General features: G+C 63.1%; 15 protein-coding genes. 8 read left to right on the top strand and 7 right to left on the bottom strand.

Going from position 1 to position 13,788, the window contains the following annotated elements:
* Positions 1-128 precede the first annotated feature (128 nt).
* Positions 129-818 carry a ribonuclease HII gene (locus tag BBJ66_RS16605; protein WP_049735972.1) on the bottom strand — a complete coding sequence of 230 codons (690 nt, stop codon included), beginning with the start codon at positions 816-818 and terminating at the stop codon, positions 129-131.
* A 303-nt stretch (positions 819-1,121) separates the two neighbouring features.
* Positions 1,122-2,279: a PA0069 family radical SAM protein gene (locus BBJ66_RS16610; RefSeq protein WP_049735973.1), complete on the bottom strand. Its 1,158-nt coding sequence runs from the start codon at positions 2,277-2,279 to the stop codon at positions 1,122-1,124.
* Between the two features lie 138 nt (positions 2,280-2,417).
* On the opposite strand from BBJ66_RS16610, the gene BBJ66_RS16615 reads away from it, so the two are divergent.
* Positions 2,418-2,936 (top strand): glycosyltransferase family A protein, encoded by a 519-nt coding sequence (locus BBJ66_RS16615; RefSeq protein WP_071088443.1) that lies wholly within the window; start codon positions 2,418-2,420, stop codon positions 2,934-2,936.
* A 376-nt stretch (positions 2,937-3,312) separates the two neighbouring features.
* Positions 3,313-3,648, top strand: coding sequence for a hypothetical protein (locus BBJ66_RS16620; protein WP_071088518.1), 336 nt, complete (start codon positions 3,313-3,315; stop codon positions 3,646-3,648).
* Positions 3,649-3,669: 21 nt separating this feature from the next.
* Here the strand turns inward: BBJ66_RS16620 and moaB are convergent, their stop codons facing one another.
* From moaB to BBJ66_RS16640, 4 genes are all read right to left on the bottom strand, one after another.
* On the bottom strand, positions 3,670-4,221 hold the full coding sequence (moaB, locus tag BBJ66_RS16625) for a molybdenum cofactor biosynthesis protein B (protein ID WP_049735975.1): 552 nt from the start codon (positions 4,219-4,221) through the stop codon (positions 3,670-3,672).
* Complete coding sequence (locus BBJ66_RS16630; RefSeq protein ID WP_071088445.1) at positions 4,221-5,117, bottom strand: 4-(cytidine 5'-diphospho)-2-C-methyl-D-erythritol kinase; 897 nt, start codon at positions 5,115-5,117, stop codon at positions 4,221-4,223. The genes moaB and BBJ66_RS16630 overlap by 1 nt, the downstream gene beginning before the upstream one ends.
* Before the next feature lie 12 nt (positions 5,118-5,129).
* Positions 5,130-6,962 (bottom strand): tetratricopeptide repeat protein, encoded by a 1,833-nt coding sequence (locus BBJ66_RS16635; protein WP_049735977.1) that lies wholly within the window; start codon positions 6,960-6,962, stop codon positions 5,130-5,132.
* A gap of 134 nt (positions 6,963-7,096) precedes the next feature.
* Positions 7,097-8,113, bottom strand: coding sequence for a polyprenyl synthetase family protein (locus tag BBJ66_RS16640; protein WP_049735978.1), 1,017 nt, complete (start codon positions 8,111-8,113; stop codon positions 7,097-7,099).
* A 108-nt stretch (positions 8,114-8,221) separates the two neighbouring features.
* Here BBJ66_RS16640 and BBJ66_RS16645 point away from each other — a divergent pair, with 108 nt between their 5' ends.
* Positions 8,222-8,449: a putative signal transducing protein gene (locus BBJ66_RS16645; RefSeq protein WP_003569978.1), complete on the top strand. Its 228-nt coding sequence runs from the start codon at positions 8,222-8,224 to the stop codon at positions 8,447-8,449.
* Positions 8,450-8,456: 7 nt separating this feature from the next.
* Positions 8,457-9,254, top strand: a complete 798-nt coding sequence (locus tag BBJ66_RS16650) for a tRNA1(Val) (adenine(37)-N6)-methyltransferase (protein WP_071088447.1) — start codon at positions 8,457-8,459, stop codon at positions 9,252-9,254.
* Here BBJ66_RS16650 and BBJ66_RS16655 read toward each other — a convergent pair.
* The gene (locus tag BBJ66_RS16655; protein ID WP_071088449.1) at positions 9,244-10,584 is read right to left on the bottom strand and encodes an Nramp family divalent metal transporter; all 1,341 of its coding nucleotides are present in this window, start codon (positions 10,582-10,584) and stop codon (positions 9,244-9,246) included. The genes BBJ66_RS16650 and BBJ66_RS16655 overlap by 11 nt on opposite strands.
* A gap of 198 nt (positions 10,585-10,782) precedes the next feature.
* Here BBJ66_RS16655 and BBJ66_RS16660 point away from each other — a divergent pair, with 198 nt between their 5' ends.
* From BBJ66_RS16660 to BBJ66_RS16675, 4 genes are all read left to right on the top strand, one after another.
* Positions 10,783-11,643, top strand: a complete 861-nt coding sequence (locus tag BBJ66_RS16660) for a S49 family peptidase (RefSeq protein ID WP_049736045.1) — start codon at positions 10,783-10,785, stop codon at positions 11,641-11,643.
* 18 nt (positions 11,644-11,661) lie between these two features.
* Complete coding sequence (locus BBJ66_RS16665; RefSeq protein ID WP_003584596.1) at positions 11,662-11,853, top strand: hypothetical protein; 192 nt, start codon at positions 11,662-11,664, stop codon at positions 11,851-11,853.
* Positions 11,854-12,117: 264 nt separating this feature from the next.
* Positions 12,118-13,074, top strand: coding sequence for a glycine--tRNA ligase subunit alpha (locus tag BBJ66_RS16670; protein ID WP_010069596.1), 957 nt, complete (start codon positions 12,118-12,120; stop codon positions 13,072-13,074).
* On the top strand, positions 13,071-13,622 hold the full coding sequence (locus BBJ66_RS16675; protein WP_049735981.1) for an AAA family ATPase: 552 nt from the start codon (positions 13,071-13,073) through the stop codon (positions 13,620-13,622). The genes BBJ66_RS16670 and BBJ66_RS16675 overlap by 4 nt, the downstream gene beginning before the upstream one ends.
* Positions 13,623-13,788 lie beyond the last annotated feature (166 nt).

Below are 13,788 nucleotides of genomic sequence, written 5' to 3' on the forward strand. Positions count from 1 at the left end.
CGGCTCTCCCCAAATCAGAGAAAGCCCCTACTGAATCCAGCACATCCAAAGACGCAATACTTATATGCGATTCCCCTGCCCTTGTGGGGAGGGGTCTTAAGTAGCTCTCGGCAGTCTGAAGCCCAGACCTATTCCGAAATCAGCTCGTCCATCTCAGGATCGTCCTCGACCTTGCGCAGCGGCCGAAAACTCATTCGGTGCAGCGAGCAGGGGCCGAGCTTTTCGATGCCGGCGCGGTGCTGCGCCGTGCCGTAGCCGACATGGGCGGCAAAACCGTAAGCCGGAAAGACATGATGCGCGCGCGCCATCATCCGGTCGCGTGTCACCTTGGCGACGATCGAGGCGGCGGCGATCGAGACCGAGCGGGCGTCGCCCTTGACCACGGCCTGTCCGGGGCAGTCGAGGCCGGGCGGCACGTCGAGCCCGTCGGTCAGCACATAACTTGCCGGAACGGCAAGGCTGCAGATGGCGCGACGCATGGCGTCGAGGCTCGCCTTGCGGATATCCGTCTCGTCGATCCGCGTCGAGCTGGAGGAGGCGATGGAGACGGTGGCGGTCGCCAGGATCTGCACGAACAGTTCCTCGCGCCGTTGCGCCGAAAGCTGCTTGGAATCGTTCAGACCCTCCGGGATGCGCTTCGGATCGAGGATGACGGCGGCCGCGACGACCGGCCCGGCCAGCGGCCCGCGGCCTGCCTCGTCGGCGCCGGCGACCGGCCAATGGCCGGCCTTGCGGGCTTTGAGTTCCAGCCGAAAATCCGGCACCAGCGGAGCCGCTTGGAAAAGCTGGGGAGAATCGGGTGGCGTGCGAGGTTTCATGCGGCTGAACCTCGCACGCCAACCCGATTGCCCGCAAGTCCCCGATCAGGGCGGCGGTCGGGGACCGGGTCCGGCGGATGGTGGCGGTCATTGCCATCCGCGGGAATTGCGCTCGGGGCTCGAAAACAGGGCGGTTTTTCTGAGCAGCCGATGCGCAAGCTTCAAGCAATTCCAGGAAAAGTGCCTTGCGATTTTCCGTCCGGAATTGCGTAAAAGGTCAGATTAATTCCAGGAAAAGTGTTTTGCGGTTTTCCCTGAGCAAAGCGCGAAGCGCTTTTGCCAAAAATTGCGTAAGAACAAAGCCTAAAGCAGTGACAGCTGCACGCCGCTGCCATCCGGCGGCACGAACAGATCGTCGCGCAGCGGCATGCCGCGTCGCGTCAGGCCGAAACGCCTGGCGGCCATTTCGAAACGGCGGGCGATCTGCCAGGCATAGGGACCGGCGCCCTTCATGCGCTTGCCGAATTCGGCATCGTAATCCTTGCCGCCGCGCATCGAGCGCACCAGCGACATCACATGCCGGTAGCGATCCGGATAGTGCTGCAGCAGCCAGTCGCGGAAGAGCGGGCTGACTTCGAGCGGCAGCCTCAGGATGACATAGCTCGCCTCGGCGGCGCCGGCGGCCTTGGCCGATTCGAGAATGCGCTCCAGCTCGTGATCGTTCAGCGCCGGGATCAGCGGCGCGGCCATCACAGCCGTCTGGATGCCCGCTTCCGACAGCGTGTGAATGGTCTCCAGCCGGCGCGGCGGCGTGGCGGCGCGCGGCTCCATCGTCCGGGCAAGCTTGCGGTCAAGCGTGGTCACGGAGATGCCGACGCGCACCAGGTTCTTCGCCGCCATCTCCTGCAGAATGTCGAGATCCCGCAGGATCATCGCCGACTTGGTGACGATCGAGACCGGATGGTTCGCCTTGTTCAAAACCTCGAGAATACCGCGCATGATGCGCCACTCCTTCTCGACCGGCTGATAGGGGTCGGTATTGGTGCCGATCGCGATCGCCCGCACCTTGTAGCCCGGCTTGGCAAGTTCCCGCTCCAGCAGCTTTGCCGCATCCGGCTTGGCAAACAGCTTCGTCTCGAAATCCAGCCCCGCCGAAAGCCCCATATAGGCGTGTGTCGGCCGGGCGAAACAATAGATGCAGCCATGCTCGCAGCCGCGATAGGGATTGATCGAGCGGTCGAAGCCAATGTCAGGCGATTCATTACGGGTGATGGCCGTGCGCGGCTTCTCGATCTGCACGTCCGTCTTGAACGGCGGAAGCTCTTCCAGCGTCTGCCAGCCGTCGTCGAAGGTCTCGCGCTGCTGCGCCTCGAACCGCCCCGTCGGGTTCAGTCCCGCCCCACGCCCGCGTCGCCGATCGACCTCGATCCTCAGACCGGAGGACACGATCATCGCATCGGCAATATCTGCCGTATTGGCAGGCGCGAATGCGGCCTGCCCTGCAAGGGACTGCTCTCTCATCGGATTCTCCCGCGGCAAAAGCCATCGCTTCCGCCCGTTTTGATGATTAAATTCCTATCCGCAAAGCAGGAACAATGCAAGAACAAAATGCGGAAAACGCCGCTGGCAAAAATTTGTGCGGCGCATTATGAATGAGCAATGTTGACGGTTGTTCTCGAATGTCAGGATCAGGAATCTGAGCTGGCCCAGACTTTATCGGTATTGGTGGCAGGTGCCGTGGAGGGGCTTGTCAGCGATGTGATCGTGCTCGATCACTGCTCGCAGGACGGCACCTCGCGGGTCGCCGACGCCGCTGGCTGCCGTTTTCATTCGCGATGGGATATCAAGGACATCGTTCGCTCGGCCCGCGGCGAATGGCTGCTCTTCGTCGAGCCGGGCGCCCGGCCTCAGGCCGGCTGGATCGACGAGATTGCCGAATATATCGCGCTCAACAAGCTGCCGGCGCGCTTCACCGCCTCGCGCGGCTACCGGCGTCCGTTTCTCAAGCGCTTCGGCCGCGCCGTGCCGCCGCTGGAGCTCGGTCTGCTGATGCCGAAGATCCAGGCGCTGGCCACTGCCAGAAGCGGCATGGCCCTTGCCGAATTCGCCAAGGGCCAGAAGCCGCGCAAGCTCGCCAGCGAACTGATTCCCTCCTGGGTGGCGCGCGCGGCGCGGTAAGCTCTCGGTCATCCACGGCTGGCCGGTTTCCACCGCCCAAAAACCCCTCCCCAACCCCTCCCCACAAGGGGAGGGGCTATAATGCCGCGCTGACGCTATCCCTTTCACCGTCTCATCCGCAGAATCGTTGATGTTTGTCGTGGGGCGGTGCCGCGCCTAGCCCCTCCCCCTTGTGGGGAGGGGTTCTTTCGCGGCGATCGCACCCTTCCACCATCGTGCAAAAGATGGCGCCCAATAGGATTTCGCGCTATAATTCACCATGGCGCCGTCGAAGCGCCGCGCTTCGCAACGGATGGCCATGGAATGCCGGTGGACGGCAGATCAGGTCGGCGACAATCTCCTCTTCTGCCGGGTTCCCGGCGAAAGGAGGTGCGTCATGACACGCGGTAGGATCTACGGCGTACGCAATATGGTCTACGGCCTGCTGGCCGTCATATTGCCGACATTGGTGATCGCGCATCCGCATTCGGCAGCATCGCAAACGATGCTCAGTTGCGCAGGCCGATCCGATGTCGTCAATTTCCTCGACAGGAATTTTGCTGAAAAGCTGACAGCGGTCGGACTGGTCAACCAGAACGCCGTTCTCGAGGTCTATGCCGCCGAAAGCGGAACCTGGACGCTCGTCGTCACGGATGTTCGCGGCATCAGCTGCATCCTGCTGTCGGGTGACAGCTGGGAAACGATGCCGGCTCTGCCGGGCCTTGCCACATAGCCGACGCCGGTGGCAGGCAGCCTATGGTTTGGCGCCGCGTTTCAGGTGCTCGTCCAGACGCGGCATGATCTCGACGAAATTGCAGGGAACGCTGCGGTAGTCGAGCTGTCCTTTCAGGATGCCGTCCCATGCATCCCGGCAGGCGCCGGGCGAGCCCGGCAGCGCAAAGATGAAGGTGGCGTTGGCAACGCCCGCCGTGGCGCGCGACTGGATCGTCGCCGTGCCGATCTTCTCATAGGAAATACGGTGGAAGACGGCGGAAAAGCCGTCCATGCGCTTTTCGAACAAAGGCTCCAGCGCCTCGGGCGTCACATCGCGGCCGGTAAATCCGGTGCCGCCTGTGGTGATGACGACGTCGATCTCATCGCGCTCGGTCCAGGCCTTCACCCGTGCGGCGATTTTCTCGCGATCATCGGGCACGATCGCCCGGTCGACCAGCCGGTGGCCTGCTTCGGCGATCCGCGCCGCCAGTGTGTCGCCTGATTTGTCCGTCTCCGGCGTGCGCGTATCCGAGACGGTGAGGATCGCAATGCCGACGGCGATGAAGGGCCGCTTTTCGTCCAGACCTGCCATCACCTGCCTCCCGAAACCGTTTCCGTCGCCTGGACATACCAGTCGGGCCGCTCGTCGTGAAGAGCTGCCGCCGTCTCTTGTGCCGCCGCCATGGTCGCAAAAATGCCGAAACAGGTGGCGCCGGAGCCGGACATGCGGGTGAGCAGGGCGCCGCGCGCCTGCAGCATCGCCGCGATCTCCGAAATCTCCGGCACGATTGCGCGCGCCGGCGGCTCCAGGTCGTTGCGGGCAGCAGCAATCACTTCAAGCCAATCGGCACTGCCGGCAAGAGCCGGAGCGAGGCTCAGAGCCGGATTGTTCTTTGCCGCCAGCCGGCGAAAAACCTCGGGTGTCGACACACCTTTCAACGGATTGGCGAGCACCATGGCAAAGGCCGGCAGATCAGGCACGGCTTCGATCTGTTCGCCGATGCCGCGGGCAATCAGCGGCCGGCTTTCAAGACACATCGGCACGTCGGCGCCGAGCTTCAGGGCGAGGCCGGCAAGCGCTTCCACCGGTAGGCTCATGCCCCAGAGCCGCATCAGCCCGCGCAGCGCCGCGGCCGCATCGGCCGAGCCGCCGCCGATGCCGGAGGCAACAGGCAGGTTCTTTTCCAGGTGGATATGGACAGGGAAGGCGAGGGCGCCGACCGCTTCGCGCAGGAGATCGCGGGCTCGCAGCACCAGATTGGTGCCGCCGTCGCCGGCAAGCCTCTCGCCGAAACGGCCCGACAGGGTGAAAGCGTCGGCCTGCGCAGGCAGGAAGCCCAGCCGGTCGCCGCAATCGGCGAAGGTCACCAGCATATCGAGCAGATGATAGCCATCTGCCCGCTGGCCCGTCACATGCAAAGCGAGGTTGATTTTCGCGCGCGCCGCTTCGATGACGCCGAACGCCTGGGCGAGGCCCTCTTCAGGCATGCGTCTCGCCCGTCAGGATTTCTTGTCGACCGGCGGCGGGGTGACGGGTGCCGGGTCCGGCTGCTTCTTGTCGGCCGCCTTGGCATCGTCGCTGACGGCGGGCAGGCCGTTGGCGACCTTGTCCTTGATCTTCGGGATCTCGGCGGCTTCGGGCTCGGAGGCAAGCGCCCGGTTCCACTGATAGACGGCCTCGAGCTTGCGGCCGACGCGCCAATAGGCGTCACCGAGATGGTCGTTGATCGTCGCGTCGCCGGCCTTGATCTGGGCTGCCCGCTCCAATTCGTCGACGGCATCGTCGAAACGGTTGAGGCGGAAATAGGCCCAGCCGAGCGAATCGATGATGTAGCCATCGTCAGGGCGAAGCTCGACGGCTTTCTTGATCATGCCGAGACCTTCATCGAGGTTGCGATTCATGTCGATCCAGGAATAGCCGAGATAGTTCAGCACCTGCGGCTGGTCGGGATTGAGCTCCAGCGCCTTGCGGAAATTCGGCTCCGCCTGGTCCCACTTCTTCAGCCGCTCATAGGCGATGCCGCGCTGGAAGAAGACGCTCCAGTTGACGCGGCCGGGAATGGGGCCGATCGCTTCGACCGCCTTGTCGTAATTGGCGGCCATCGCCTCATAGTCCTTGGCGTCGGAGAGCACGCTGCCATAGGCGAGGTAGCTGCGGATGTCCTTCGGGTCGGAGGCGATCAGCGCCTGCAGGTGTTTGCGCGCTTCGTCCACCTTGCCGCCCTGGGCAAGGGCAAGGCCGAGCTGCAGCTCGGAGATGCGCCGCATCGGCGAATTCTCCGGCACCTTCTTGTAGAGTGCGATGGCGCGGTCCATCTGGTTCTGCTTCTCGGCGATGCCGCCGAGCAGCACCAGCGTATCGGCGCTGTTCGGATCGAGCGCATTGGCGGTCTGCAGGTAAAGCGAGACGATGTCCTCGGCGCCGTCGCGGTTCAGAGCGCCGCCGACCGAAAACAGCACGCCGGCAGCGCCTTCTTCGGCCGTCTTGACCTGCTGTTCCTGCTTTTCATCCTTCTCGATACTGTCGCGCAGCGCGTTCAGCGGCGCATAGTTCGGCAGCAGGTTGTCGCCGACGGAAACGGCGTCGAGCGCCTTCTGCTTGTTGCCTTGTGTCGCTTCGAGGCGGGCAAGCGCCATCACCGCGCGCATGAAGGTGTCGGGCGCCGTCGCACCCCCTTCCTTGTCGAGCACGGCATCGTTCAGATGCTTTCGGGCGGATTTGACGTCGCCGGTGGCGATGGCGATCGCGCCGGCATTGTAATTCTGGAAGATGCGGACCCAGTCCGGCCCCTTCATCTTCTCGACCATGGCGAGCGCATCCTTGCCGCGGCCGGCGCCGACGCGGGCCCAGGCAAGCAGCAGGTCGTTCATCATCCGGTCGAGATCGTTCGGCCCCTTATATTTGAGGATGGCCTCGGCGGTCTTGTAGTCGTCGCGGCGCACGGCATCCATGCCGCGCACGATCGTGGTGATGCGCTCGACGGAAGGATCGGCCTTCAGGTCGTCGGCATATTTGACGCCTTCCTTGATGTCGCCGTTGAGCAGCAGCGAGATCATCAGCCGCTGGCGGATCTCGGGATTGCCGGGCTCGATCTGCAGCGCCTTCTTGTAGAGTTCGATCGCCGTTTCGTAGTCGTGATCGACATCGGCCGTGCGCGCCGCAAGGAAGGCGCCGGAGAAAGTGGTAACGCTATCGGCATTGAAGCTATCGGTCTTCTCCGCATCGCCCGGCTTGGCCGCATCCTCGGCACTCACGCCGCCGACACCGCCCAGCGAAAGAACAGCGGCAAGCGCTGCGCTCGTAAGAAGACGGATGGCAAATCTCTGCCGCATTAGGAAACCTTTCTTCGACAGCGTCCCGACAATGGTGCCGGTCGCAAAAATCAGTTGTGTTCACTGATTCATAACAGGATGGCTTTTTTGAAGCGGCGCCGCAAGAAATTCAGCCTGCGATCAAGGACGTTTGATCAATTGACGCGCTCGATGCAGAAGTCGATCACTTCCATCAGGGAGGATTTCCATACCGTATCGGGAAGCGGCGCAAGCGCGTCCCTTGCGATCGTGCCGTAATGGACCGCCCGGCCGATCGTGTCGGCGAGCGTGCCGTATTTGGTGATCAGTCCCAGCGCTTTTTCGAGGTTGGCGTCGGTGCTGTTGCCGGCTTCGATCGCATCGCGCCAGAAGGCGCGCTCGTCCTCGGTGCCGCGGCGATAGGCGAGAATAACCGGCAGGGTGATCTTGCCCTCGCGGAAATCGTCGCCGACATTCTTGCCGAGATCGGCCGCCTTGCCGCCGTAGTCGAGCGCGTCGTCGACCAGCTGGAAGGCGAGCCCCAGATTCATGCCGTAGGATTTCAGCGCGTTGCGGCCGGATTTGCCGGCCTCGGCGACGATCGGCCCGACTTCGGCGGCGGCGGCAAACAGCGCTGCCGTCTTGGCGCGGATGACGGAGAGATAATCGTCCTCCGTCGTCTCCATGTTCTTGGCGACGGAAAGCTGCAGCACTTCGCCTTCGGCAATGATGCAGGCGGCGGAAGACAGAACGTCGAGCGCATCGAGCGAGCCGACATCGACCATCATGCGGAAGGCCTGGCCGAGCAGGAAGTCGCCGACCAGCACGCTTGCCTGGTTGCCCCAGATCATCCGCGCCGTCGATTTGCCGCGGCGCAGGTCGCTTTCGTCGACGACGTCGTCATGCAGCAGCGTCGCGGTGTGCATAAACTCGACCGAGGTGGCGAGCTTGACGTGGTTTTCGCCCCGATAGTCGAACAGCGAGGCGGACGCCAGCGTCAGCATCGGCCGCAGCCGCTTGCCGCCCGAGGAGATCAGATGGTTCGCCACTTCGGGGATCATCTGCACGTCGGAGCCGGCCTTGGACAGAATGAGCTGGTTCACCCGCTCCATATCCGCCCTGGTGAGATCGACCAATGGCTTGATGGATGCCAGTTTGTTTTTGCTTTCTTCAAGCGGTATGACCACGCCCAACGACCCGGACTCCTGTTCATTCTTTGCATCCGACAATAGAAAGGGGCGATGGACGCGGCAAGGGGTGAATTGTCGCGCAAGGCGAAATTGGAAGGAAAACGACGGCAAATGCATGAACTTATCCGCGCCAACGACCCCGTTCTGCTTTCCTTTGCCGAGAGCTTGATGAAGGATGCGGGCATTCACTGCTTCATCGCCGATCAGGGCATGAGCGTGCTGGAAGGCTCGCTCGGCATGCTGCCGCGCCGTCTGCTGGTGGATGAGGAGATGGCCGATCAGGCGCGCCGCATCCTGATCGACGCCGGTCTCGGCGGCGAATTGCGCGACAGAACGTGAGCGGGCGATGACCGGCGAGCCTGCCCAAACCATCGATGCCTTCCATCGCGGCGCCTTCCATCTGGTGCAGCCGAAGGGCAGGGGCCATCGCGCCGGCATGGACGCGATGCTGCTTGCCGCTCTCGTCGCCGACGATCGCCCCATCAGGGTCGCCGATCTCGGCGCCGGCGCCGGTGCGGCCGGCCTTGCCGTCGCCTCGCGGCTTGCCGATGCTGAGGTGGTGCTCTTCGAGCGTTCGGCTGAAATGGCCGATTATGCCCGCCGCAGCATCCTCCTGCCGGAAAATGCCCATCTCGCCGGCCGCCTCAGTGTCGTCGAGGCGGATGTGACGCTGACCGCCAAGGCGCGCAACGATGCCGGCCTCATCGATGAGAGCTTCCACCACGTCATCATGAACCCGCCCTTCAACGACGCCGGCGACCGGCGCACGCCGGATGCGCTGAAGGCCGAAGCCCATGCGATGACCGACGGCCTGTTCGAAAGCTGGATCCGCACGGCGGGTGCGATCATGATCCCGGGCGGGCAATTGTCGTTGATCGCCAGACCCGAATCGATCGCCGAGATCGTTACCGCCTGCGGCCGGCGCTTCGGCGGCATCGAGATCACGGCGATCCATCCGCGCGCCGGCGAAAACGCCGTGCGTATCCTGGTGACGGGTATCAAGGGGTCGAGGGCGCGGCTGTCGCTGCGCGCGCCTTTGATCATGCACGAAGAGGGGAGCCACAAGTTCTCCCCTCTCGTCGATGATTTCAACAATGGCCGGGCCGCCTATGCCAGGCTTCGATCCACAGCAGCTAGCCGGTGACGAAGTCGAAGAGCAGCTTGACGTTCAGCCCGGCAATCACGACCGCGATCACATAGGCGATGCCGCTCAGCCAGCGCGGTGCAACGAGTTCGCCCATTTTGGCTTTGCTCGCGGTGAACATCACGAGCGGGAAGACGGCGAAGGAAAGCTGCAGGCTGAGCACCACCTGCGTGAGGATCAAAAGCTGCGCCGTGCCCTGGTCGCCGTACCAGATGGTGACGATTGCCGCCGGGACGATGGCGATCGCCCGGGTGATCAGCCGGCGCACCCATGGCTGCAGCCGGATCTTGAGGAAACCTTCCATGACGATCTGGCCGGCAAGCGTCGCCGTCACCGTCGAGTTGAGGCCGCAGCACAGAAGCGCGATGCCGAACAGCGTCGGCGCGATGGCCAGGCCCAGCAGCGGCGACAGCAGCGAATGGGCCTCGCCGAGTTCGACGATGTCGGTCCTGCCATGCGCATTGAAAGCGGCGGCCGCCAGGATCAGGATCGAAGCGTTGATCAGCAGCGCGAAGCACAGCGCCACCGTCGAGTCGATCGTCGCATAGGTCAGCGCCTCTTTCTTTTCGGGAACCGTATGGCCGTACGCCCGCGTCTGCACGATGCCGGAGTGGAGGTAGAGATTGTGCGGCATGACGGTCGCGCCGAGAATGCCGAGCGCCAGATAGAGCATCTCCGGATTGGTGACGATCTCGGTCGTCGGGAAGAAGCCGGTGACGACGGCGCCCCATTGCGGGTCGGCCAGCAGGATCTGCACGCCGAAGCAGATCGCGATGACGCCGAGCAGGGCGATGATGAAGGCCTCCACCCAGCGGAAGCCGAGTTTCTGCAGGAAGAGAATGACGAAGACATCGAGCGCGGTGATCAGCACGCCGAGTTCGAGCGGGATGCCCATCAAGAGGTTGAGGCCGATCGCCGTGCCGATCACCTCGGCGATGTCGGTGGCGATGATGGCGATCTCTGCAAAGGCCCAGAGCGGCACCGAAACCCATTTCGGAAAAGCGTCGCGGCAGGCCTGCGCAAGGTCGCGGCCCGAGGCGATCGCCAGACGCGCGCAGAGCGCTTGCAGCACGATCGCCATCAGGTTGGAAAGCAGCGCGACGGTCAGCAGCGCATAGCCGAACTTCGAGCCGCCGGCGAGCGAAGTCGCCCAGTTGCCCGGGTCCATGTAGCCGACGGCGACCATGTAGCCCGGCCCGGCGAAGGCCGCCGCCCGCCGCCACCTGGAGCTGTGACGCCCGGTTCCGATCGTGCGGTAGACGTCCGACAGCGACCCTTCTCCGCGTTCGTGCCGCCAGCCGCTTGTGGCATTCGGATTCAGGGCGTCCATGCGATTTCCACCTGTTTATCTCAACTGCACTATGCCGAATTAGAATGATAATGCAAGTCATTCGCAACAACAAAATCAATCCGATGTTTTCGGGCCTAATGTTTTCGAGAACGCGGCCATTGCGTTTGTCGTTCCAGCGCATACATGGATGCCGATCGCGGATTGACGATCGGGACGACCTGAAGCGAAGGATTGGAAATGGCCGGATTGTTGAGAAAGCTGCTGCCGAAACGGTTCCGCAAGGACGGCATCACCATCCCGGTCGTCCGGCTGCAAGGCGCGATCGTCAGCGGCGGCGGCCCGTTCCGGCCGGCCCTCAATCTCGCCAATATCGCTCCGGTTCTGGAAAAAGCCTTCGCCATGAAGGACGCGCCGGCGGTCGCCATCTCAATCAATTCACCGGGCGGCTCGCCCGTCCAGTCCCGCCTGATCTTCACCCGCATTCGCGAGCTCGCCCGCGAGAAGCAGAAGAGGGTGCTGGTCTTCGTCGAGGACGTCGCCGCCTCAGGCGGTTACATGATCGCCCTTGCCGGTGACGAGATTATCGCCGACGCCACCTCGATCGTCGGCTCGATCGGCGTCGTCTCCGGCGGTTTCGGCTTTCCCGAGCTCCTGAAGAAGATCGGCGTCGAACGCCGCGTTTATACCGCCGGCGAGAACAAGGTAATCCTCGATCCGTTCCAGCCAGAAAAGGAAAAGGACATCGAGTATCTGAAGAGCCTGCAGCTCGAAATCCACCAGGTCTTCATCTCGATGGTGCGCGAGCGTCGCGCCGGCAAGCTGAGGGACGATGCCGCGGTCTTCTCAGGCCTGTTCTGGAGCGGCACCCGCGGCCTCGAACTCGGCTTGGTCGACGGCCTCGGCGACATGCGCCAGGAGTTGAAGCGGCGCTATGGCCAGAAGACGAAGCTGGAGCTCGTCACCGCCGGCCGCGGCCTGTTCGGCCGCCGAATTCCGGGCGTGTCGCCGGTTTCGTTCGAAGCGGCGGCATCCGGCCTTGCGACAGGGCTTGTCGAAGCGGCCGAAGAAAGAGCATTGTGGAGCCGTTTCGGGCTTTGAGGAAGGCGGAAGAGGGGAATGGCGCAGCTTATCACGATCCTGGTGCTGGTCTTCTCGGCCTGGTGGCTCTACCGCCGCTTCGTCTCCGATGCCCGCAAGCTCGCCGAAAAATCCCGCCGCGCCGAAAAGGAACGCCAGACCGGGGCGATCGGCACATTGGTCAAGGATCCCGTGACCGGGGAATACCGGCTGAAGCGGGATGAGGAATAAAATTAAGGGCGTCGCCACTGCTCTGCCCTATCCGGCATCCTAGACCCCTCCCCACAAGGGGGAGAGGCTTAACTTGCCGCACCCGCGTTCCAGATATTCGACGTTTCGGGAGGAGCGAGGCGGGCGCTCCGGGTTAGTCCTTCCCCTTGTGGGGAGGGGTTGGGGAGGGGTCTTAGATCTCGCGACCGCCGCAAAACCCTTGACCCCTGCCGCCCTCCATGGCACCTGTCGCGCCGATAATCCCCACGCAATCGGTGCCGTTTCATGTCAGCCATCCCAGACCATATGAACCCGAAGCGCTCGTTCCAGGCGCTGATCCTGACCCTGCATAGCTACTGGGCGGACAAGGGTTGCGCGGTGCTGCAGCCCTATGACATGGAAGTCGGCGCCGGCACCTTTCACCCGGCGACCACGCTACGCGCCCTCGGGCCGAAGCCGTGGAAGGCGGCCTATGTCCAGCCGTCGCGGCGCCCGTCGGACGGCCGCTATGGCGAAAACCCCAACCGGCTGCAGCATTATTACCAGTATCAGGTCATCCTGAAGCCGAACCCGCCCAATCTGCAGGAGCTCTATCTCGGTTCGCTGGCGGCGATCGGCCTCGATCCGCTGCTGCACGACATCCGTTTCGTCGAGGACGACTGGGAAAGCCCGACGCTCGGCGCCTGGGGGCTCGGCTGGGAGTGCTGGTGCGACGGCATGGAGGTGTCGCAGTTCACCTATTTCCAGCAGGTCTGCGGCATCGAATGCGCGCCGGTCGCCGGCGAACTGACCTATGGCCTCGAACGCCTCGCCATGTATGTCCAGGGCGTCGACAATGTCTACGACCTGAACTTCAACGGCCGCGAGGGCGACGAAAAGATCAGCTATGGCGACGTCTTCCTGCAGGCCGAGCAGGAATATTCCCGCCACAATTTCGAATTCGCCAATACCGAGATGCTGCATCGCCACTTCGTCGACGCGGAGAAGGAATGCCGGGCGCTGCTCGATGCCGGCGCTCCCGGCGACAATGCCAACCAGCGCCTGCACAAATGCGTCTTCCCGGCCTATGACCAGTGCATCAAGGCCAGCCATGTTTTCAACCTGCTCGATGCCCGCGGCGTCATCTCGGTCACCGAGCGCCAGAGCTATATCCTGCGGGTGCGCACCCTCGCGAAAGCCTGCGGCGAAGCCTTCCTGCTGACCGATGCCGGCGGCGTCAATCTGGGCAAAGAGGCGGCGTGACGCAGAATCCTGCCAGCCGTATCGTCCATATCAATGGCTGGCCAGGCACCGGGAAGCTGACTGTCGGCCGCTTGCTGGCGAAAAGCCTCGGCGCCCGCCTCATCGACAATCACATGCTGCTCAATCCGGCCGAAGCTCTTTTCGCCCGCAGCAACCCTCTGCATGCATCACTGCGTGAGCAGATTCGGCGAGCGGTTTTCGACCATGCCGTGCGCGCCGATCCGGCTGACAGTTTCGTCTTTACCGATGCTCTTGCGGATGACGAGCATGATAGTGCGATGTTCTCCTGGTATCCCGATCTGGCGGCCGCCAGAGGCGCGGATCTGGTCGCGGTTCTCCTCGATTGCGCGCCGGAGGAGAATGCCAGGCGCCTCATCTCTTCCGGCCGATCCGAGGCCCTCAAGCTGACGGATACGGCGAGGCTGCAACAGCTCCGGGCAAACTATAAATTATTGCGTGGACTGGCTGAACACACCGTCGAAATTGACACGACGGACCTTTCGCCGGAGCGGACGGCGGCCCGAATTCTCGCGCATATCGGTGTTTGACGACAGCCATAAAAGCCGCCCCGAAAAAAACCACTGCTTCCGCGACAGCGCTTCTTTTGCGCGAACCGCTCGACCACTATCTTATCGGTGTTTCGATCAGGTATAGATTCGGTCTGTCTTTTGAAAAGCGCTATTTTTTATTTCAAAATCGCATTCGAAAACTGCG

It is taken from the genome of Rhizobium sp. RSm-3 (assembly GCF_001854685.1).
Classification (GTDB): domain Bacteria; phylum Pseudomonadota; class Alphaproteobacteria; order Rhizobiales; family Rhizobiaceae; genus Rhizobium; species Rhizobium ecuadorense.

Excerpts from the sequence above, each read along its gene's own strand:
- BBJ66_RS16605 (WP_049735972.1), bottom strand. The coding sequence starts at position 818 with ATGAAACCTCGCACGCCACCCGATTCTCCCCAGCTTTTCCAAGCGGCT.
- BBJ66_RS16610 (WP_049735973.1), bottom strand. The coding sequence starts at position 2,279 with ATGAGAGAGCAGTCCCTTGCAGGGCAGGCCGCATTCGCGCCTGCCAAT.
- BBJ66_RS16615 (WP_071088443.1), top strand. The coding sequence starts at position 2,418 with ATGTTGACGGTTGTTCTCGAATGTCAGGATCAGGAATCTGAGCTGGCC.
- BBJ66_RS16620 (WP_071088518.1), top strand. The coding sequence starts at position 3,313 with ATGACACGCGGTAGGATCTACGGCGTACGCAATATGGTCTACGGCCTG.
- moaB (WP_049735975.1), bottom strand. The coding sequence starts at position 4,221 with ATGGCAGGTCTGGACGAAAAGCGGCCCTTCATCGCCGTCGGCATTGCG.
- BBJ66_RS16630 (WP_071088445.1), bottom strand. The coding sequence starts at position 5,117 with ATGCCTGAAGAGGGCCTCGCCCAGGCGTTCGGCGTCATCGAAGCGGCG.
- BBJ66_RS16635 (WP_049735977.1), bottom strand. The coding sequence starts at position 6,962 with ATGCGGCAGAGATTTGCCATCCGTCTTCTTACGAGCGCAGCGCTTGCC.
- BBJ66_RS16645 (WP_003569978.1), top strand. The coding sequence starts at position 8,222 with ATGCATGAACTTATCCGCGCCAACGACCCCGTTCTGCTTTCCTTTGCC.
- BBJ66_RS16650 (WP_071088447.1), top strand. The coding sequence starts at position 8,457 with ATGACCGGCGAGCCTGCCCAAACCATCGATGCCTTCCATCGCGGCGCC.
- BBJ66_RS16655 (WP_071088449.1), bottom strand. The coding sequence starts at position 10,584 with ATGGACGCCCTGAATCCGAATGCCACAAGCGGCTGGCGGCACGAACGC.
- BBJ66_RS16660 (WP_049736045.1), top strand. The coding sequence starts at position 10,783 with ATGGCCGGATTGTTGAGAAAGCTGCTGCCGAAACGGTTCCGCAAGGAC.
- BBJ66_RS16665 (WP_003584596.1), top strand. The coding sequence starts at position 11,662 with ATGGCGCAGCTTATCACGATCCTGGTGCTGGTCTTCTCGGCCTGGTGG.
- BBJ66_RS16670 (WP_010069596.1), top strand. The coding sequence starts at position 12,118 with ATGTCAGCCATCCCAGACCATATGAACCCGAAGCGCTCGTTCCAGGCG.